The organism is Pantoea sp. NGS-ED-1003 (assembly GCF_000738765.1).
GTDB lineage: Bacteria > Pseudomonadota > Gammaproteobacteria > Enterobacterales > Enterobacteriaceae > Pantoea > Pantoea septica.
In genome coordinates this window covers 517,300-534,278 of record NZ_JPQA01000002.1, presented here as the reverse complement: position 1 = coordinate 534,278, position 16,979 = coordinate 517,300, and the positions used below count along the sequence as shown (strand labels likewise).

Sequence of the window (16,979 nt, the reverse complement as noted above, 5' to 3'; positions counted from 1 at the left end):
GCCATTTTCCGTCCTGCATTGAGATCATTTGCTCGCTAACGCGGCTACTCCGCTTCGACCGTCTCCTCAATCATCTCTTCGCCCTGATTATGGATATTGCCGACCTTCTTCGTCACTGGATGCCAGCGAAATGCCGTCTCCGGCAGCGCCGCCTGCTCGGCGATTTTTTGCGCCCGTTCAGGCGAGGTTTCCTCGCTGAGCCACTCCTCCACCGCGTCGGCGCGCAGCACTAGCGGACGACGATCGTGAATATCTACCATGCCTTTGTTGCTGGCCGCGGTCACGATAACGAATCCCTCATGCCCATGCTCTTTATCAAAGGGCGCCTTGCCGATAGCGGCGAAAAACAGCGGCTCATGCTGCTGGTGATAGATAAAAAAGGGCTGTTTGCGGCTACCCTCTTTTTTCCATTCGAACCAGCCGTCGGCAGGCACTACGGCACGGCCATGATGCCACAGCGGCTTGAACATGCGGCCGGTGGGCGCGGTTTCGCTACGCGCGTTAATCAGCGGCTGCTTATGCCACCATTCGGGGCCGTAGCCCCAGAATACCGGGTCGAGATGCAGATGCTCGTCGCGCATGTTAAGCAACAGCACGCGGGTGCCCGGCGCGACGTTGTAGCGCGCAATCGGCTCGGGATCGTAAATCAGCTCGTCGTCTGCGATGCCGAGCGCGTCAAAATAGTCGTTCCGGCTGCGATACTGCGCAAAGCGTCCACACATAGTCGTTACCTCCGCTGTTAAGCATAGTCTGCCAGGCGAGCGGCATGAATTCATTACTAAAGCTTACCGGTTTTTGTCCGTTAATAGTGTCAGATTGTCTTGCGCAGCGCTGATGCAAGAAGACAGGCGGCGTGAGATGGATGAGGGACGTTAAAAAGGAAAGGCCAGTGAACATTAAGACTATTGCAGCAGGCACGCTCGCTATCATGCTCCTTGCAGGATGCGCAGGCGGCAAAAAACCCACGGTAGTTAAAGGCTCAGGCGGAAGCAGCCTGGAGGTTCTAACTACCCTGGCGCAGACCGATATGAACGGCAACCACTATCCCGACGCTCACCTGCGCGTCGTTGGACCTGGCTCCACAGGCGTGGTTGCGGGCCTGACCGCGGTAGGCGCATTGCTGGGCGGCGCCAGCATCAGCTCCGATATGTTTGATAAAAAGGGGTATCGGGGCACGACAATAGACGCCTTGCCGGAGCCGACCAGCCGCTACTTCGCACCAAAGGCAGAAGCTAAAATCGCGGAATATTTAGATAAGAACGGCGGAAGCTATGCCTGGCAGCACGCGCTTATTATCGGCGCGTCAAGCTGGTCTCTGGTCTATACGGATTTATCCTCCGCTAACAGCAATTACGACCTCTCTTATCGCGTTATTTTCTATAAGCGTCCTGAGGGCGGCACGGTGTTTAGCGCCTTTACGGTGGCAAGCTGCGAGCCTGCGGCGAAAACCGCGCCGCTGGCCGAATGGCAGGCGAACAATTATCAGAAAGTGACGCAGGAAACAGAGAAAATGATGGATGCCTGCCTGCTGGAACTTGATAATCAGCTGCCGCGACTGTTGAAAAAGCCCTCCTGACGCGCGGTTTAGGATAAAGACGCTGCGCAGTATCGGCAGCGTTTTCCAAAAGCGATAAAGAATAACCGGCAACCGCACACTATTAAGCATTATTTTGGTAATAGTTTACCCATAGCGATAAAGTTCAACTTTTGGTAAAGGTATCGCGGAAAAAACAAACCGATTTCACAGAAAAAATTCGAAGTTGAACGCTTTCCCACTGAAGTTGCTTTTAAGCGTAGCGCCTAATCCAGCTTGAAATCTATTTACGCTCCTTTCACGCTATTACCTTAAAAACTGACTATTCTTCTATGAAATAAACGACTTTCAGGAGGGAAGATGAAGTTTTTCTATTTCGTTTCGCTTATCGCCGCTGCCGGTTATCTGCTGGCTTTTCTGCCCAAACTCCGAACCAAACGTGAACCCGTCGCCTATTGGGGATGCTGGATTTACCTGGCTGCAAACGCCATTTACTGGGCGATCTATGCGCTACGTTATTATTTCCATTTTTAACCGCAGAAATAGTCTGCCGCAGGAGAAGAGATGTCTGAAAATAAACGCGACCTGATGCCTTACCTACTTTATTACTGCCAGTCTCGCCTGCTGGTGGAAAATATTGACGGCCATGTGGTCGATATCGGCGGCGCCGAGCTGGTTGGCGGCAAGCTGCGCTGGCAGCTCGACGGCAAAGAGGCGAAAGGCGCCACGGAAAATGAGGCTGAAGAGATGCTGAATGATGTCGCCCGGCACCTGAGCTTTTTATTTGTCGACGGCCAGTTCACCAGTCTGCCGGACGTGCGCGGCGAATATGGCGACCGTCTCGATAACGCGCCGTCACGGGAAATTTCGCTGTCGGAACTCAACGACAGCGACGAAGATATCGTGCGTTAACCGCCGCCAGGCTGCCTTCGGCAGCCTGGACGACCGTGTTAGCTGGCGGCGCGCTGCGACGCCATGCCCGGCACCAGAATGACCTTGCGGCAGTCATCCTTGCGCTTTTCGAAGATCTCATAGCCGTGCGCCGCGTCTTCAAGCGGCATATGGTGGGTAACGATCTCTTCCGGCGTCAGCAATCCCTGTTCGATCAGCGACAGCAGGCGCGGCAGATAGGCCTGCACGTGCGTTTGTCCCATCTTGAACGTCAGCCCTTTATCAAAGGCGTCGCCAAACATAAAGCCGTGAATAAAGCCGGCATAAACGCCCGGCACGCTCACCACGCCGCCGCGCCTGACGGCGGCGATGCACTGGCGCAGCGCCTTGCCGCTGCTGCCTTCCAGCTTGAGGTTGCTTAATACCGTTTCGGTCAGGCTGCCTTTCGCTTCGAAGCCGACAGCGTCGATAACCGCGTCAACACCGCGATTATTTTTCGTATGCTCGATAATCCATGCCGCCGGATCGTCGATATCGTCAAAGTTAATTGGCGTGACGCCGTAACGCTGACGGGCGAACTCCAGCCGATAATTGTTATGGTCGATCATAAAGATCTCTTCCGCGCCGACCAGGCGGGCGCAGGCGGCACTGAGCAGCCCCACCGGACCCGCGCCGAAAATCGCCACGCTGGAGCCTTTATCCAGACCGGCGTTCTGCACCGCCTGCCAGGCGGTCGGCAGGATATCGGACAGGAACAGCACTTTATCGTCCGGTAGCGTCAGCGGCACTTTAAACGGGCCGACGTTGGCTTTCGGCACTCGCACATATTCCGCCTGACCGCCGGGCACACCGCCGTAGAGGTTACTGAAGCCGAACAGCGCTGCCGGCGGCGTAATATTCTTTTTGTTCAGGATAGCGCCGCGGCCGCTGTTGGTGGTTTCGCAGGCGGCATACTGATGCAGATGGCAGTAGAAGCAGTCGCCGCAGGCAATGACGAAGGGCACCACCACGCGATCGCCGACGGCGACGCTGGTCACCGCCGAACCCGCCTCGACGACTTCGCCCATAAATTCATGGCCAAATATCTCGCCATGCTCGGTACCAGGGATCTTGCCGCGATAGAGGTGCAGGTCAGAGCCGCAAATCGCCGTGGCCGTCACGCGCAAAATAATATCGTCCGGCTCCTGCAGAACAGGATCGGGAACGGTCTCAACGCGAACCCGGTGCGGGCCATGATAGGTCAGAGCTCTCATAACAACATCCTTTCTTGATGAGTGTGCCGGTCGCCATGACGCAACACGGAAATTCCACGCCGGGGGTGCGCTTCCCGTACTTTCAGGGATGGCTGGCGTAGAAGACGGAGTTGGTTTAAGCCTGGCCGCAGATACAGGTAACGCAAGCGCGGCGGCTGTTGCGCAATCAGGCGAGACGGCAAATTCTTAGTAAAACGCTTAAAAAAAATACTGGATATAACAACAGTATCCTGTATACTTATTCAACAGCCCAAACGGCTGCGTACGTTTGCATGAGGTGACGCTGATGATGTTCTCTACTGAAAATCTTTCTGCTCTCAACGCTTCTGTCCTGATGAGCAGCCGTGAAATCGCCCGACTGACCGGCATTACCCACGGCGAAGTAAAACGTTTGATCAAAAGCCTGGAAACCGCGCAGCGGCTTTCGCAGCCGGTGACGATCAACCTTTACGAGCATGAAGGAGAGATGCGTCAGGAGTTCTGCCTGAACAAGCGCGACTCGCTGTTAGCCGTTGCACGCCTGTCGCCGGGCTTTACCGCCGATCTGCTCGATAAATGGCAGGAGCGTGAGAAAGTGGCGCATCTGCCCGACTTCACCAATCCCGCCGAAGCCGCGCGCGCCTGGGCCGAGCAGTTTGAGCAGCGCCGCGCCGCCGAAGAACAGCTGGCGCTCTCCGCCCCAAAGGCGGAATTTTTTGACCGCTTCGTCGAGGTGACGGACTCGCTTGGCTTTCGCCAGCTGTGCAAAATGCTGAAGGTGAAAGAGCCGGAGTTTCGCCAGTTCCTGCTGGAGCGCAATATCATGTACCGTGACAAAGGCACGCTGACGCCGCAGCATCACCATATGCAGGCGGGCTACTTTACGCTGCGCTCGGGCGTAGGAGAAAATCAGCATGCGTTTTCGCAGGCGCGCTTTACCGCCAAAGGGGTGAAGTGGGTCGCCAGCCTGTGGGCGGGACATGTCGCTACGCAGCCTAAAGGCGTCGCCGCCTGAATCTTGCCGCATTCATGTTAAAACCGGTCGCTGACCGGTTTTTTTATGCCTGCAATTCAATGGCGCGTCATAGCCCGTCTACGATGGTGATCATCGCTTCTGCTACATCGGCGCGTGCGGCGCGGGCGTGCTGATAGGCCGCGGAATGATAGCAGTCGAGCGCGCTCTGATAGTCATCGAACTCGATTAACACATGCTTCTGAAATGCGGCGCCCTCCAGCGACGTCGCTTCGCCGCCGCGCGCGAGAAAACGTGCGTTGTAGGCCTGAAAGGCGGCGGGTGCCAGCGCCATATAGTGCTGATACTGCGTCGGGTCGTGAATGGTGACGTGCGCAATCCAGTATGCGGCCATGGTTTACTCCGGTTGAGAAAGGATCTGCTTCGCCAGGCTGGCGGCTTCGGTGAGATGTTCATAAACCGCCTGTTTCGCGCGCGGCGCATCGTTCTGCTCGATCGCCTGGCAGATGCGCGACATGCGTTCAAAGCCTGCTACCTCGCGCTCCGGCCAGGCAAGCGTCAGCGCGCGAAGGCGGCTGATGCGGCTGTTCATACGCTGTACAATCTCCCAGGCGATAGTGTGATGCGCCACGCTGAATAGCGTTTCGTAAAACGCCTGCGACGCCTCGACGCGCTTGATATCGTCGTGCTCGCGCGACGCCTGCGCAATCTGCTGCAGCTGCTGGCGCAGCCTCGCCTTATCGGCCTCGTTAGCGCGCTGCGCGCAGTCATAGGCCGCTTCTTGCTCCAGCAGCAGGCGAATATTATAAATCTGCTCGGCGATCTCCCACGTCAGCAGGGCGACGATCGGCCCTTTTTTCGGCAGGATCTCAATTAGGCCTTCCGCCTCCAGATAGCGGATCACTTCACGTACCACGCTGCGGCTGACGCCGAGCTGCTCGGTAAGCTGACGCTCCACCAGCCGATCGCCCGCCTTAAAATAGCCGGCGATAATCGCCTGACGCACTTTCTTCAGCGCCAGTTCGCGCAGGGTCACCGGCGCGTTTTCAATTCTCAGAGAATGGTTCTCAACCATCAAATCCCTCTGTATTCAATTAGATAAATAAACCTGACGCGGGTCCGACTGCGCCGGAAGATAACTTACTATTAACACCGAACGATCAGCGCGCGCAATGCCCTCGCTGCAACAGCAGATGCGCTTTCAGACGTTAAATTCGGCCCGCCTCACACTTTTGCACTCTGCTAAAAAATAGTGCATCGCGCCAGTTGGCGACGCGCAATGCCTTGATGCACGTGTCTTTTTCGCTTACGCATTTTAAATCTGCCAGTAACGAGCGCCTAAATAGCGCAGCATTGCCTCTGGGTGAAATCCTCTTTCAAATCAGCTAGCTAACGCCTAAGAATACGCGTCTAAAGCCATCAAAATGCCATATCGTATGATGGTATACCATATTTTGACATGGCAATTTCCTCAATGCTATACCACTCACGAAACATTCATTTAGCATTTTGATAACTTTCAGGAGAGGACTATGCATCCCGCCATTCGTAAAACGCTCGTGACCACCGAAACGCTGTACGTCGACGGCGGCAAGGCTGCCGCTAAACCGCTGGTGATGATCGCCGCCGCCGCAGTAGTGAAAAACCCCTGGGCCGATCAGGGCTACGTTGAGGATCTCGCGCCGCAGATCCGTGAGTTCGCGCCGGTGCTGGGCGAACTGCTTACCCGGCTGATCCTGAAAGAAGCGGGGAGCGGCGAAAACGTCGAAGCCTTTGGCAAAAGCGCCGTAGTCGGGCTCGATGGCGAACTGGAACACGCTTCTGCACTGATCCACACGCTGCACTTCGGCAACCACTACCGCAGCGCGGTACAGAGCAAAAGCTATCTGGCGTTTAACAACACGCGCGGTCCGGCCAACACGCCGGTGCTGATCCCGATGATGCATAAAAACGACGAAGGCAGCCGCGAACACTACCTGACCATGCAGTTTACTATCGGCGACGCGCCGCGCTACGACGAGATCGTCATCGCGCTGGGCGCGGCGCTGGGCGGCCGTCCGCATCACCGTATCGGCAACCGTTACTCCGACCTGAAAGAGTTAGGCCATGATGCGAAAAACCCAGCGGCTCTCTAGCAGCCAGATGCGCGTCAGCTACCTCGAAGCCGGGCAAGGCGCGCCGCTGGTGCTGATCCACGGCGTCGGGATGAACGCCGAAGCCTGGTACCCGCAGATTGAGGCGCTGAGCGCGCGCTTCCACGTGATCGCGGTCGATATGCCGGGGCACGGCGAAAGCGACGCCTTTAGTCGGCCGGTCTCGCTGCCGGACTATGTCGCCTGGCTGGCAGAGTTTCTCGACCAGCGGCCGGAGTCACGCTTCGCCGTGGCAGGGCACTCGATGGGCGCGCTGATCGCCGCCGGACTGGCGATCGACTACCCAGAACGCGTCAGCCACGCCATCGTGATGAGCAGCGTCTACCGCCGCAGCGACGCGGCGCGTCAGGCGGTACTGCGGCGCGCTCAGGAGCTGGCGGCTGGCAGCGCCGATCTCGATTCGCCGCTGGTGCGCTGGTTCGGCGACGACGAACACGAAACCGCGCTGCGCGAGCGGGTCGGCGGCTGGCTGCAGCAGGTCAATCTTCAGGGTTACGCCGACGCCTACCAGGCGTTCGCCAGCGGCGACGAGGTCTACGCCGATCGCTGGGACGAAATGGCCTGTCCGGTGCTGGTGCTGACCGGCGAGCTGGACGCCAATTCGAATCCGCAGATGGCGCGCGCCATGGCCGCTGCGGCGCCGCATGGACAGGCGATCGTTATCGCCAACGCGCGGCATATGGTGAGCCTGACGGACGCCGAGCGCGTCAGTCAGGAGATGATGGACTTCTTAACCGCGCCCGTCGCGGCGGAAAAACAGATCAACGCACTGGCAGGAGTTTCTCATGCAGACAGATAAACGCAGACAGCTGCGCGACGCGTTCGGCGCCTTTATGACCGGCGTCACCGTGGTGACCAGCCGCGACAAAGCGGGCCAGCCGATAGGCTTTACCGCCAACTCTTTTACCTCAGTGTCGCTCGACCCGGCGCTGCTGCTGGTCAGCATCGACAAGCGTTCGGCCAACTTCGCCAACTTTACCGAGTGCGCGCACTTTGCGGTGAATATTCTGGCGGAGCAGCAGAAAGAGACGTCGAATATCTTCGCCTCGAAGGTAGAGGATCGCTTTGCGCTGGTGGAATGGCGTGCCAGCGACAACGGCACGCCGCTGCTGGAAGGCAGCTCCGCCTGGTTCGACTGCGCGCTGCATCAGGTGGTGGACGCGGGCGACCATGCGATCCTGATCGGCAGGGTCGACGAGTTCGACTCTCAGGCGACCGCCGGTCTGGGCTATTACCGCGGCGCCTATTTCACGCCGTACCAGAATGCGCAAACCCTGATCAATCGCCTGACCGTTGAAGTCAGCGCGCTGATCGAATGCAACGGCCACGCCATCATGGTGCAGAAAGAGGGCGCAGCCAGCCTGCCTTCGCGCCATGTCGCCGACGGCAGCGTCAGCGAGACCCTTACTGCGCTGATGGCCGATCTGGGCGTCAACGCCAGTCCCGGCTTCGTCTATTCGGTTTACGAAGATCGCCAGAGCAACAAGCAGCACATTGTCTTTCTCTGCGCGCTGCCGACCGACAGCACGCCTGGGGCGCTCAGCCAGGGCGAATGGCTCGATCTGGAAAAAATTTCTGCGCTTTCCATCAAAGATTCGGCGCTGAAATCGCTGATGAACCGCTTCGTCAGAGAGAATAGCGTCGGCAATTACAGCATCTATTACGGCGATGAAATCAACGGTTCAATAAAACAATTCGCCAGCTGAAACTCGTACCGGGGTACCCTATGAAACTGTCACTTTTTATCCATATGGAACGCATTTCGCCCGATGAGCCGCAGGACAAGCTCTACCAGGAAATGATGGCGCTGTGCGAGATGGCGGATCAGGCCAATATGCACGCCATCTGGACCGGTGAGCATCACGGCATGAACTTCACCATCGCGCCTAACCCGTTAATCAACCTGGCGGATCTGGCGAACCGTACCAAAAACGTGCGGCTCGGCACCGGCACGGTGATCGCGCCCTTCAACCATCCGCTGCGGCTGGCGGGCGAGGCGGCGATGACCGATATCATTACCGGCGGTCGCCTGGAGCTGGGCATCGCGCGCGGCGCCTACAGCTACGAATATGAACGTATGATGCCGGGCCTGACCGCCTGGGATGCCGGCCAGCGCATGCGCGAGCTGGTGCCGGCGGTGAAAAAACTGTGGGAAGGGGACTATGCCCACGACGGCGAGTTCTGGCAGTTTCCGCTCTCTACCTCGTCGCCGAAGCCGAAGCAGCAGCCACACCCGCCTATCTGGATCGCCGCGCGCGATCCCAACAGCCACGAGTTCGCCGTGACTAACGGCTGCAACGTCCAGGTTACGCCACTGCATCAGGGCGATGAAGAGATCGTACGTCTGGCGCAGTGCTTCCACGAAACGCGCCAGCGCCTCGCGCCGGAGAAGCCGCTGAAGATCATGCTGCTGCAGCATGGCTACGTGGCGGAGGACGAAGCGGACGCACAGCAGGCGGCGGAAGAGCTTAACCGCTTCTACAACTACTTTGGCGCCTGGTTCAAAAACGAACGTCCGGTCAGTCAGGGGCTAATCCAGCCGCTGAGCGATGCCGACATCGCCGCCAATACCTACTACTCCGCCGCCGCGATGCGCAAGAACCTGGCGATCGGCAGCGCCAACGAGGTGATCACGCGCCTTAAGCACTACGAAGCGCTGGGCTATGACGAATTTGCGCTCTGGATCGACAGCGGCATGACGTTCGAACGTAAAAAAGCGTCTCTGACCCGCTTTATCAACCAGGTGATGCCCGAATTTCACTAACAGGTGCCGAGATGGAATCGTTCAAACTCTTTATCAACGGCCAGTTTGAGTCGGGCGCCGCAACGTTCGACTCGCTGAATCCCGCCACCGGTCAGCCGTGGGCGACCATTGCCGAAGCGCGCGCGGAAGAGGTCAACCGCGCCGTCGCGGCGGCGCATCAGGCCTTTAACGCGCCGGCATGGCGCGACCTGACCGCTACGATGCGCGGCAAGCTGCTGATGCGGCTGGCGGATTTGGTCGAACAGAACGCTGACGAGCTGGCGCGGCTGGAAACGCTCGACACCGGCAAAATCATCCGCGAAACCCGCGCGCAGATCGCCTATGTCGCGGACTACTACCGTTACTACGCCGGGCTGGCCGACAAGATGGAAGGGCGCGTGCTCAGCATCGATAAGGCCGACACCGAAACCTGGACGCGGCGCGAGCCGGTAGGCGTCGTGGCGGCGATCGTTCCCTGGAACAGCCAGCTTTTTCTCTCCGCGGTGAAGATCGGCCCGGCGCTGGCGGCAGGCTGTACGCTGGTGGTGAAGGCGGCCGAAAGCGCGCCGACGCCGCTGCTCGCCTTCGCTCGCCTGATTGCCGAGGCGGGTTTCCCGGCGGGCGTCTGCAACGTTATTACCGGCTTCGGCGAGAGCTGCGGCACGGTGTTGACCACTCATCCCGACGTGGCGCATATCGCCTTCACCGGCGGTCCGGAGACTGCGCGTCACATCGTGCGCAACAGCGCGGAGAACCTCAGCAAAACCACGCTGGAGCTGGGCGGCAAGTCGCCGTATATCGTTTTTGACGACGCTGACCTGGAGAGCGCGGCCAATGCGCAGGTGGCGGCAATCTTTGCCGCGTCGGGCCAGAGCTGCGTCGCCGGTTCGCGCCTGCTGGTGGCGGAAAGCATCAAAGAACGTTTTCTGGCGACGCTGGTGGCGCGCGTCGAGCGCATCGTAATCGGCGCGCCGCAGGAGATGGCGACGCAGTTCGGCCCTCTCTGCACGCAACAGCAGAAAACCCGCATTCAGTCGCTGGTCGCCCGCTCACTGGAGCAGGGGGCGAGACTGCTGACCGGCCACTACGTCATCGACCGGCCCGGCTTCTACTATCCGCCGACCATTCTCGACTGCTCTGCCGCGCCGCGGGCCGAAACCGTGGTGAACGAACTGTTCGGTCCGGTGTTATCGGTGGTGAGCTTTCGCGACGAAGCGGAGGCCATTCGCCTCGCCAACGATACCGCCTATGGGCTGGCCGCGGGCGTCTTTACGCAGAACCTGGCGCGCGCCCATCGCGTGACGAAGGCGCTGCGCAGCGGCGTGGTCTGGATCAATACCTACCGCATGGTGTCGCCGCTGGCGCCGTTTGGCGGCTACGGTCTGTCGGGCCACGGCCGCGAAGGCGGCATGGAGGCGGCGCTGGAGTTCACCACCACCAAAACGGTGTGGCTGCGCACCAGCGATGAGCCCATCGGCGATCCCTTTATCATGCGTTAATTGCGTTTCCACACCAGGAAAAAACCTCACGGACGAGGTTACCCGCAGGCGCGCGCCGCACGGATACCGGCGTCGCGTCTGACGTAAAGGATGAATCCAGAAGCCCGATTGTTGTCGGGGCCACGACGGCCTCCGGCCAGGCTTTGCCGCAGTTCAGCTAAACAACCCTACACATCACAAAATAAAAATCCCCAGTGCGGAGGATAAAAATGTCTCAAAACAACGTGATAGAAAATAAATCGGTAGACTACGTGCCGGAAAACGAGCGGCACGGCCAGGCGCGCAGTCTGTTCACTCTGTGGTTCTGCACCAATATCGCGCCGCTGGCGGTGGTGACCGGCGCCATCTCGACCCAGACTTACCATCTTAATATCCTGTCGGCGATCTCGGCGATTATCGCTGGTCATCTGTTTGGCGGGCTGTTTCTGGCGCTGACCTCGGCGCAGGGGCCGCGCGTCGGCATTCCGCAAATGGTGCAGAGCCGCGCGCAGTTTGGCCGCTACGGATCGCTGCTGGTGATCTGCTTTACCACGGCGATCTACCTCGGCTTTTTTATCTCCAACGTGACGCTCTCCGGCAAGGTGATCAATAACGTGATCCCGGCGCTGCCGGTCCACAGCGCCACCATCCTCGGCGCGGTCGCGGCAACGCTGATCGGTATCGTTGGCTATCGCTTTATCCACCATATCAACAAGGTCGGCGCCTGGGTCATGGGCATTGCGCTGGTGGTGGGGTTGATCGTGATGCTCGACCGTCCGCTACCGGTGGATTTCTGGCAGCGCGGCAGCTTCAGCCTCAACGGCTGGTTCGCCACGTTCTGCATCTGCGCGGTGTGGCAGATTAGCTTCTCACCCTATACCTCTGACTATTCCCGCTATCTGCCCGCCAATATCGGGGTGTTCAAACCTTTTATCTGCACCTGGCTCGGCGCCTGCTGCGGCACAATTCTGGCCTTTTTGTTCGGCGTGGTGGCGGTGAATTTAGTCGGCGGCGAAGGGGATGCGATGGCGGCTGTGCGGCAGGCGACCGGCTGGCTCGGGCCGATGCTGATGGTGCTGTTCCTGCTGAATATCATCTGCCATAACTCAATGAATCTTTATGGTTCGGTGCTTTCGCTGATTACCGCCGTGCAGACCTTTCGCCCGGCCTGGCTGCCGGCGGCGCGCGTGCGCGTGATATTTTCAGCGGTGGTGCTAGTGGGCGGCGTGCTGGTGTCGCTGGCGGCATCGGCCAACTTTGTCTCCTTCTTCCTGAACCTGATTTGGGCGCTGATTGGAGTACTGATCCCCTGGAGCGTGATCAACCTGCTCGACTTTTATGTGGTGAAGCAGCAGCGCTATGACATCCCTTCGATTTTCCGCGCCGACGGGGGGCGCTACGGGCTGGTGAACGCCAACGCGCTGCTGATCTATTTCAGCGGCGTGGTGGTGCAGATTCCGTTCGTTGAGAACGCTTTCTTTACCGGACCCTACGCGCATCTGATCCCTGGCGCCGATATCTCCTGGGTGATCAGCCTGGTGGTGACCAGCGCCGCCTATCTGCTGTTCCATAAAAAAGGCGCGTCGCTGACGGCGCCTCAGCAGCAGCGCGCGCAATAGGTAAAACAACGCCGGAGGCGATCCCGCTTGCTGACGGCAAAGGCGTGAGCTAGATCTTAAACCCTGTGTTTTATTCAGGACAGGGAGAAGTTTTATGCTCAAAGCACCGTTAGCGTTACTGATGATGGCGGTTTCCGCAGCGGCTGCGGAACCGCCGACGCCGCACGTGCGGCCGCTGCAGGTGGGCAATCTCACTATTCAGCAGGGCAAACCGGCCATTATCGTCTCGACCACAGGCGACGATGCGGAGAGCGCGCTGAAGCTGGCGCGCCAGGCGGCGCAAACGCCGCAGGTGCAGATGGCCGAACTGCGTGTCGATAAGCTCGATTTCGCCACTAACGTTGACAAAGTCGCGCAGCTCGGGCGAGAGATGCGCCGCGAACTACAGGGCAAACCGCTGCTGCTGACGCTGCGCACTAAAAACGAAGGCGGCAGCCTGTCGCCGGACGACGCCAGCTATATCGCCCTTTATCAGCAGTGGATCGAGGCAGGCTTCGCCGATCTTATCGATATCGAGATGCGCATCGGCGCGCCGGCGGTGGATCGGCTGGTGACGCAGGCGCACCGCCGTCACGTCGCGGTTATCCTCTCTTATCACGACTTCCAGGCGACGCCGGATAACGCTGACATGCTGCAGCGATTGGCGTGGCAGGAGGCGCACGGCGCGGACATTCTGAAGATAGCGGTGATGCCGAAAGCGCCGCACGACGTCAGCCGCCTGAGCGACGTGACCTGGCAGATGCGCCAGCGCAGCGACAGGCCGCTGCTGACCATGGCGATGGGCGGCCTGGGCGCGGTGACGCGCATGTCGGGTGAGATTTTCGGCAGCAATCTGACTTTCGGCACCCTGGACGAGGCGTCCGCGCCGGGTCAGCTTGAGGTGCAGGCGCTGGATCGGGCGATGAGCACGCTGCATAAGGCGAATGCGTCATCATTTTAAATTGCGATTCAGTAAAGACTAACGATTGCAGCGTGCCGTTATAGCCCTGACAAAGCGCTTGAAGTATCCCCAGGTTGGGGGTACTTTACTCTCAGGTTCGGGACAGGGAATATCATGGACGCTACTTTCATCGAGCTTGCCAGCTTTCAAAGATATCGGGCTGAGTACCTTACTGACGATCAGTTTCGGCAGTTTCAGAACATGTTACTGATGAATCCTGAAAAGGGCGATCTTATTCCTGATACAGGAGGCTTACGTAAGGTTCGCTTCAAGGACGAACGCAGAAACAAGGGAACGCGAGGCGGTATCAGGGTTATCTATTACTGGTCGCTCGGACATCGCCAGTTCATCCTGTTTACGCTCTATGACAAAGACCAAAATGACGATTTGTCCAGACAACAGCGCGATGCGCTTGCTGAGGCGCTTAACGTAATTAAGAAAGGGTTGAGAAATGGCTGAACGCGATATCTTTAGTGAACTGATGGCAGGTATGCAGGAGCTAAAAGATCATCAGGAAGGCAAAATAACGCTTAAATCCTATAAAGTTGAAAAACGCGCGCCTGCCACGATTGCACCTGAAGAGTTACGTCGCGTGCGTGAAAATCTTAATCTCTCTCAGGCTGTTTTCGCTCATTATCTTCACACAGGTGAGACCACCTATCAGAACTGGGAGCAGGGGCGCGCAAAGCCTAATGCTCAGGCTGTGTTGCTGATCCGTATGGTTCAGCAAAATCCCGACACGCTTAACGTACTCGCGCACCTCTGAATAGGGCGCCAGCCTGATTACCTGCTGAAGAAACACCAATAACGTCGAGCACCGCTCAATCAATGGCGGCGCTCGATTTTCATTTCTCTTTACCGATGTTCGTCAGCGCTGATAAAAGCGGTCGCAAAATCCCTTGCTGGCGCCCAGCCGCGTCGACAGGCGATAAGCGCTATCCTGCATTGCGCGGGCAACGTCGCGGTCGGTGCGATCCGGCGTCAGACGTGATGAGGGGCCGGTGATGGCCAGCGCGGCGGCCAGCGTATCGCCCTCGCCGAATACCGGCATCGAAAACGCGGCGATATGCGGATCGCGAATGCCGGACGTATAGAGCGGCAGCGCAGGCGGCTGGGCAAACAGTGGCTCGTGCAGACCCCAGTGGCGCAGCACCTGGCCGATAGCGGAGTTATCCAGCGGCAGCGAGCTGCCCGCCAGCCGCGTTTCGCGCAGCCCTTCCGACGACTCGGCGCGGAACAGGCAGAGCCGTTGCCCCTCCTCGATAACGTACCAGGAGGCGCTTTCGCCGGTGGCGGCCGCCAGCGCGTGCAGCTCCGGCTGGACAATGTTCGCCAGATGAAAAGATTGTTCATAGAGCTTGCCGAGATAGAGCAGACGCGGCCCAAGCGAGTAGCTGCCGTTCTCACGGCGGATGACATAATGCATTCGCTCCAGCGAATTCATCAGGCGATAGACCGTGGTTTTATGCTGACCCGAGGCCTGCGCCAGCGCGGTCAGCGTCAAGGACTCCTCGCCCGGTTTAAAGCAGTCGAGCAGCGCCAGCGCTTTCTCTACGGCAACTACGCCTTCATTTCCCATCCTGTTCCTCCTGATTTTGGCGCTACGGATTGTAACCTGCAATTTGTGATTTACATCGTGTTTACATCACAAATGAATCGTTAACAGTGGCTTTGCCAGAGGCTGGCTGGCTATAGTCGTTGTATATAGTAAAACATAGTTTTACAGAGTAAAACAACAGGAGCGACAGCCATGACCGATCATCCATCATCTCTATTAAAACGCGCTATTGCGCGCGTCGAGCCCGACCTCGTCAAACGCGCCGCAGAATTTCAGGCGGCGATACTCGCGGATGTGGCAGGACGACGCGGCACGCTGCACGGGCGAATTAAACCGCTAAACCCAGCCATGAAAGTCGCCGGGTCTGCGGTAACCGTGGAAGTGCGCCCCGGCGATAACCTGGCCATTCATGCGGCGCTGGCGATTGCCCAGCCGGGCGACGTTATCGTCGTCGACGGGAAAGGGGATCTTAGCTGCGCCCTGATCGGGGAGATCATGTCTGCCCAGGCGCACGCCGCCGGTATCGCCGGGATAATTATCGATGGCGCAGTGCGCGACAGCGCTGCGCTGGCGCAAGGCGCTTTTCCGGTCTTCTCCGCCGGGCTTAATCCCTGCGGTCCGACTAAATCCATTGCCGGGCGCGTTAATCAACCGGTATCGGTGGCGGGCGCGGCGATCCAGCCAGGGGATCTGATTATTGGCGACGCGGACGGCGTGGTAGTGCTGCCGCGGGAAGAGGTCGCAGCGCTGCTGCAGCTGGCGCAGAAAAAGCTGGATGGCGAAAATCGTCGGCTTCAGGCTATCCGTCAGGGCGATATTCGCGCGCCCTGGCTGGAAGAGGCGCTGCGCGCGGCGGGTATGCTGAACGACGGGGAGACGCTGTGATGAGCCATAAGCCGACCATTATCATTACCGGCAGCGATCTGGCGCAGGAGGCGGTCGATCTGCTGCACGCTTATCAGTTGGTCTATGCCGGCCGTCAGCCAGGCGAGGCGGATCTGATCGCCCTGTGCCAGCAGCATAATCCGCTCGCCATCATTGTGCGCTACGGCAAGATTAACGAGCGCGTGATGGCGGCCGCCCCGGCGTTGCGGGTGATTGCCAAACATGGCAGCGGAATCGACGTGATCGACCAGGCTGCGGCGGCGCAGCGCGGTATCCGCGTGCTGGCCGCGGTGGGCGCCAACGCCGCCGCCGTCGCGGAGCACACCTGGGCGCTGATCCTCGCCTGCGCCAAATCGGTAATTACGCTGGACAAGCGCATGCGCGAAGGGCACTGGGATAAAGCGCGGCATAAATCGCTGGAGCTGGAGGGACGCACGCTGGGGCTGATCGGACTGGGCGCGATCGGCGGCCGCGTGGCGAAAGCAGGCGCGGCCTTCGGCATGCAGGTTATCGCCTGTGATCCCTGGGCGAAACAGCTGCCTGACGGATGCGAATCGGTCGAGCTGGCGACGCTGCTGCGTCGGGCCGACGTAGTGTCGCTTCACTGTCCGCTGACCGCCCAAAACCAGGGCATGATCGATCGCGCGGCGCTGGCGCAGTTCAAACCAGGCGCCATGCTGATCAACACCGCCCGCGGCGGTCTCATTGATGAAGAGGCGTTAGCGGAAGCGCTGCAGGACGGCACGCTGCGCTGCGCCGCGCTGGACAGTTTTGCGCAGGAGCCGCTGACCGCGCCGCACCGCTGGCAGCAGCTGGACAACCTGATCCTCTCTCCCCATATCGGCGGCGTAAGCGATACCTCATACGTAAAAATGGGCTGCGCGGCGGCGCGCAATGTGCTGAGCGTGCTGCAGGAAGACGCCGCCGAGGCGCCTTCGCCGGTATAAATAGCAGGCAATAAAAAAGGCGCTTA

20 protein-coding genes are annotated in these 16,979 nt (G+C 59.1%); 15 read left to right on the top strand and 5 right to left on the bottom strand.

Annotated features, from left to right (window positions below; translation table 11 throughout):
- Positions 1-44 precede the first annotated feature (44 nt).
- Entirely contained in the window at positions 45-722 is a 678-nt protein-coding gene (locus JS46_RS05975) for an SOS response-associated peptidase family protein (RefSeq protein ID WP_033748950.1), read from the bottom strand.
- A 167-nt stretch (positions 723-889) separates the two neighbouring features.
- Here JS46_RS05975 and JS46_RS05970 point away from each other — a divergent pair, with 167 nt between their 5' ends.
- From JS46_RS05970 to JS46_RS05965, 3 genes are all read left to right on the top strand, one after another.
- Positions 890-1,576, top strand: coding sequence for a hypothetical protein (locus JS46_RS05970; RefSeq protein WP_033748948.1), 687 nt, complete (start codon positions 890-892; stop codon positions 1,574-1,576).
- 318 nt (positions 1,577-1,894) lie between these two features.
- A complete protein-coding gene (locus tag JS46_RS24430) occupies positions 1,895-2,068 on the top strand; it encodes a hypothetical protein (RefSeq protein WP_179944755.1) in 174 nt (57 codons plus the stop codon).
- A gap of 30 nt (positions 2,069-2,098) precedes the next feature.
- Positions 2,099-2,446, top strand: coding sequence for a hypothetical protein (locus JS46_RS05965; protein WP_033748947.1), 348 nt, complete (start codon positions 2,099-2,101; stop codon positions 2,444-2,446).
- A 38-nt stretch (positions 2,447-2,484) separates the two neighbouring features.
- Here JS46_RS05965 and JS46_RS05960 read toward each other — a convergent pair whose 3' ends face one another.
- Positions 2,485-3,678 (bottom strand): zinc-dependent alcohol dehydrogenase, encoded by a 1,194-nt coding sequence (locus JS46_RS05960; RefSeq protein WP_033748946.1) that lies wholly within the window; start codon positions 3,676-3,678, stop codon positions 2,485-2,487.
- Positions 3,679-3,964: 286 nt separating this feature from the next.
- Here JS46_RS05960 and JS46_RS05955 point away from each other — a divergent pair, with 286 nt between their 5' ends.
- Complete coding sequence (locus JS46_RS05955) at positions 3,965-4,672, top strand: phage antirepressor KilAC domain-containing protein (protein WP_033749107.1); 708 nt, start codon at positions 3,965-3,967, stop codon at positions 4,670-4,672.
- A 67-nt stretch (positions 4,673-4,739) separates the two neighbouring features.
- On the opposite strand, the gene JS46_RS05950 is transcribed toward JS46_RS05955, so the two are convergent.
- Positions 4,740-5,024: a DUF1330 domain-containing protein gene (locus JS46_RS05950; RefSeq protein ID WP_033748943.1), complete on the bottom strand. Its 285-nt coding sequence runs from the start codon at positions 5,022-5,024 to the stop codon at positions 4,740-4,742.
- Between the two features lie 3 nt (positions 5,025-5,027).
- Positions 5,028-5,705, bottom strand: coding sequence for a GntR family transcriptional regulator (locus JS46_RS05945; RefSeq protein WP_033748940.1), 678 nt, complete (start codon positions 5,703-5,705; stop codon positions 5,028-5,030).
- 457 nt (positions 5,706-6,162) lie between these two features.
- Between JS46_RS05945 and JS46_RS05940 the strand changes: the two genes are divergently transcribed.
- The 9 genes from JS46_RS05940 to JS46_RS05900 all read left to right on the top strand — a co-directional run bounded on the left by JS46_RS05940 (position 6,163) and on the right by JS46_RS05900 (position 14,329).
- Positions 6,163-6,765: an amino acid synthesis family protein gene (locus JS46_RS05940; protein ID WP_033748938.1), complete on the top strand. Its 603-nt coding sequence runs from the start codon at positions 6,163-6,165 to the stop codon at positions 6,763-6,765.
- Complete coding sequence (locus JS46_RS05935; RefSeq protein WP_033748933.1) at positions 6,737-7,582, top strand: alpha/beta fold hydrolase; 846 nt, start codon at positions 6,737-6,739, stop codon at positions 7,580-7,582. Before JS46_RS05940 ends, JS46_RS05935 begins: the two co-directional genes overlap by 29 nt.
- Entirely contained in the window at positions 7,569-8,489 is a 921-nt protein-coding gene (locus JS46_RS05930; RefSeq protein WP_033748931.1) for a flavin reductase family protein, read from the top strand. Before JS46_RS05935 ends, JS46_RS05930 begins: the two co-directional genes overlap by 14 nt.
- A gap of 20 nt (positions 8,490-8,509) precedes the next feature.
- Positions 8,510-9,547 (top strand): LLM class flavin-dependent oxidoreductase, encoded by a 1,038-nt coding sequence (locus JS46_RS05925; protein ID WP_033748929.1) that lies wholly within the window; start codon positions 8,510-8,512, stop codon positions 9,545-9,547.
- 11 nt (positions 9,548-9,558) lie between these two features.
- Complete coding sequence (locus JS46_RS05920) at positions 9,559-11,025, top strand: aldehyde dehydrogenase (RefSeq protein ID WP_033748920.1); 1,467 nt, start codon at positions 9,559-9,561, stop codon at positions 11,023-11,025.
- Positions 11,026-11,234: 209 nt separating this feature from the next.
- Positions 11,235-12,623, top strand: a complete 1,389-nt coding sequence (locus tag JS46_RS05915; RefSeq protein WP_033748918.1) for a cytosine permease — start codon at positions 11,235-11,237, stop codon at positions 12,621-12,623.
- Between the two features lie 94 nt (positions 12,624-12,717).
- Positions 12,718-13,563: a type I 3-dehydroquinate dehydratase gene (gene aroD / locus JS46_RS05910; RefSeq protein ID WP_033748917.1), complete on the top strand. Its 846-nt coding sequence runs from the start codon at positions 12,718-12,720 to the stop codon at positions 13,561-13,563.
- Between the two features lie 114 nt (positions 13,564-13,677).
- A complete protein-coding gene (locus JS46_RS05905) occupies positions 13,678-14,022 on the top strand; it encodes a hypothetical protein (RefSeq protein ID WP_033748916.1) in 345 nt (114 codons plus the stop codon).
- Positions 14,015-14,329, top strand: a complete 315-nt coding sequence (locus tag JS46_RS05900; RefSeq protein WP_033748913.1) for a DNA-binding transcriptional regulator — start codon at positions 14,015-14,017, stop codon at positions 14,327-14,329. The genes JS46_RS05905 and JS46_RS05900 overlap by 8 nt, the downstream gene beginning before the upstream one ends.
- Positions 14,330-14,431: 102 nt before the next feature.
- Here the strand turns inward: JS46_RS05900 and JS46_RS05895 are convergent, their stop codons facing one another.
- The gene (locus tag JS46_RS05895; RefSeq protein WP_033748910.1) at positions 14,432-15,142 is read right to left on the bottom strand and encodes an IclR family transcriptional regulator; all 711 of its coding nucleotides are present in this window, start codon (positions 15,140-15,142) and stop codon (positions 14,432-14,434) included.
- Positions 15,143-15,313: 171 nt separating this feature from the next.
- Here JS46_RS05895 and JS46_RS05890 point away from each other — a divergent pair, with 171 nt between their 5' ends.
- On the top strand, positions 15,314-16,006 hold the full coding sequence (locus tag JS46_RS05890) for an RraA family protein (protein WP_033748907.1): 693 nt from the start codon (positions 15,314-15,316) through the stop codon (positions 16,004-16,006).
- Positions 16,006-16,953, top strand: a complete 948-nt coding sequence (locus tag JS46_RS05885) for an NAD(P)-dependent oxidoreductase (protein ID WP_033748906.1) — start codon at positions 16,006-16,008, stop codon at positions 16,951-16,953. The genes JS46_RS05890 and JS46_RS05885 overlap by 1 nt, the downstream gene beginning before the upstream one ends.
- Positions 16,954-16,979: the final 26 nt, after the last annotated feature.

What these genes read in the sequence shown, in the direction of transcription:
- JS46_RS05925 (WP_033748929.1), top strand. Translation starts at nt 8,510, where the DNA reads ATGAAACTGTCACTTTTTATCCATATGGAACGCATTTCGCCCGATGAG.
- JS46_RS05890 (WP_033748907.1), top strand. Translation starts at nt 15,314, where the DNA reads ATGACCGATCATCCATCATCTCTATTAAAACGCGCTATTGCGCGCGTC.
- JS46_RS05905 (WP_033748916.1), top strand. Translation starts at nt 13,678, where the DNA reads ATGGACGCTACTTTCATCGAGCTTGCCAGCTTTCAAAGATATCGGGCT.
- JS46_RS05975 (WP_033748950.1), bottom strand. Translation starts at nt 722, where the DNA reads ATGTGTGGACGCTTTGCGCAGTATCGCAGCCGGAACGACTATTTTGAC.
- JS46_RS05895 (WP_033748910.1), bottom strand. Translation starts at nt 15,142, where the DNA reads ATGGGAAATGAAGGCGTAGTTGCCGTAGAGAAAGCGCTGGCGCTGCTC.
- JS46_RS05915 (WP_033748918.1), top strand. Translation starts at nt 11,235, where the DNA reads ATGTCTCAAAACAACGTGATAGAAAATAAATCGGTAGACTACGTGCCG.
- JS46_RS05950 (WP_033748943.1), bottom strand. Translation starts at nt 5,024, where the DNA reads ATGGCCGCATACTGGATTGCGCACGTCACCATTCACGACCCGACGCAG.
- JS46_RS24430 (WP_179944755.1), top strand. Translation starts at nt 1,895, where the DNA reads ATGAAGTTTTTCTATTTCGTTTCGCTTATCGCCGCTGCCGGTTATCTG.
- JS46_RS05885 (WP_033748906.1), top strand. Translation starts at nt 16,006, where the DNA reads ATGAGCCATAAGCCGACCATTATCATTACCGGCAGCGATCTGGCGCAG.
- aroD (WP_033748917.1), top strand. Translation starts at nt 12,718, where the DNA reads ATGCTCAAAGCACCGTTAGCGTTACTGATGATGGCGGTTTCCGCAGCG.
- JS46_RS05940 (WP_033748938.1), top strand. Translation starts at nt 6,163, where the DNA reads ATGCATCCCGCCATTCGTAAAACGCTCGTGACCACCGAAACGCTGTAC.
- JS46_RS05920 (WP_033748920.1), top strand. Translation starts at nt 9,559, where the DNA reads ATGGAATCGTTCAAACTCTTTATCAACGGCCAGTTTGAGTCGGGCGCC.
- JS46_RS05930 (WP_033748931.1), top strand. Translation starts at nt 7,569, where the DNA reads ATGCAGACAGATAAACGCAGACAGCTGCGCGACGCGTTCGGCGCCTTT.
- JS46_RS05960 (WP_033748946.1), bottom strand. Translation starts at nt 3,678, where the DNA reads ATGAGAGCTCTGACCTATCATGGCCCGCACCGGGTTCGCGTTGAGACC.
- JS46_RS05955 (WP_033749107.1), top strand. Translation starts at nt 3,965, where the DNA reads ATGATGTTCTCTACTGAAAATCTTTCTGCTCTCAACGCTTCTGTCCTG.
- JS46_RS05935 (WP_033748933.1), top strand. Translation starts at nt 6,737, where the DNA reads ATGATGCGAAAAACCCAGCGGCTCTCTAGCAGCCAGATGCGCGTCAGC.
- JS46_RS05900 (WP_033748913.1), top strand. Translation starts at nt 14,015, where the DNA reads ATGGCTGAACGCGATATCTTTAGTGAACTGATGGCAGGTATGCAGGAG.
- JS46_RS05965 (WP_033748947.1), top strand. Translation starts at nt 2,099, where the DNA reads ATGTCTGAAAATAAACGCGACCTGATGCCTTACCTACTTTATTACTGC.
- JS46_RS05945 (WP_033748940.1), bottom strand. Translation starts at nt 5,705, where the DNA reads ATGGTTGAGAACCATTCTCTGAGAATTGAAAACGCGCCGGTGACCCTG.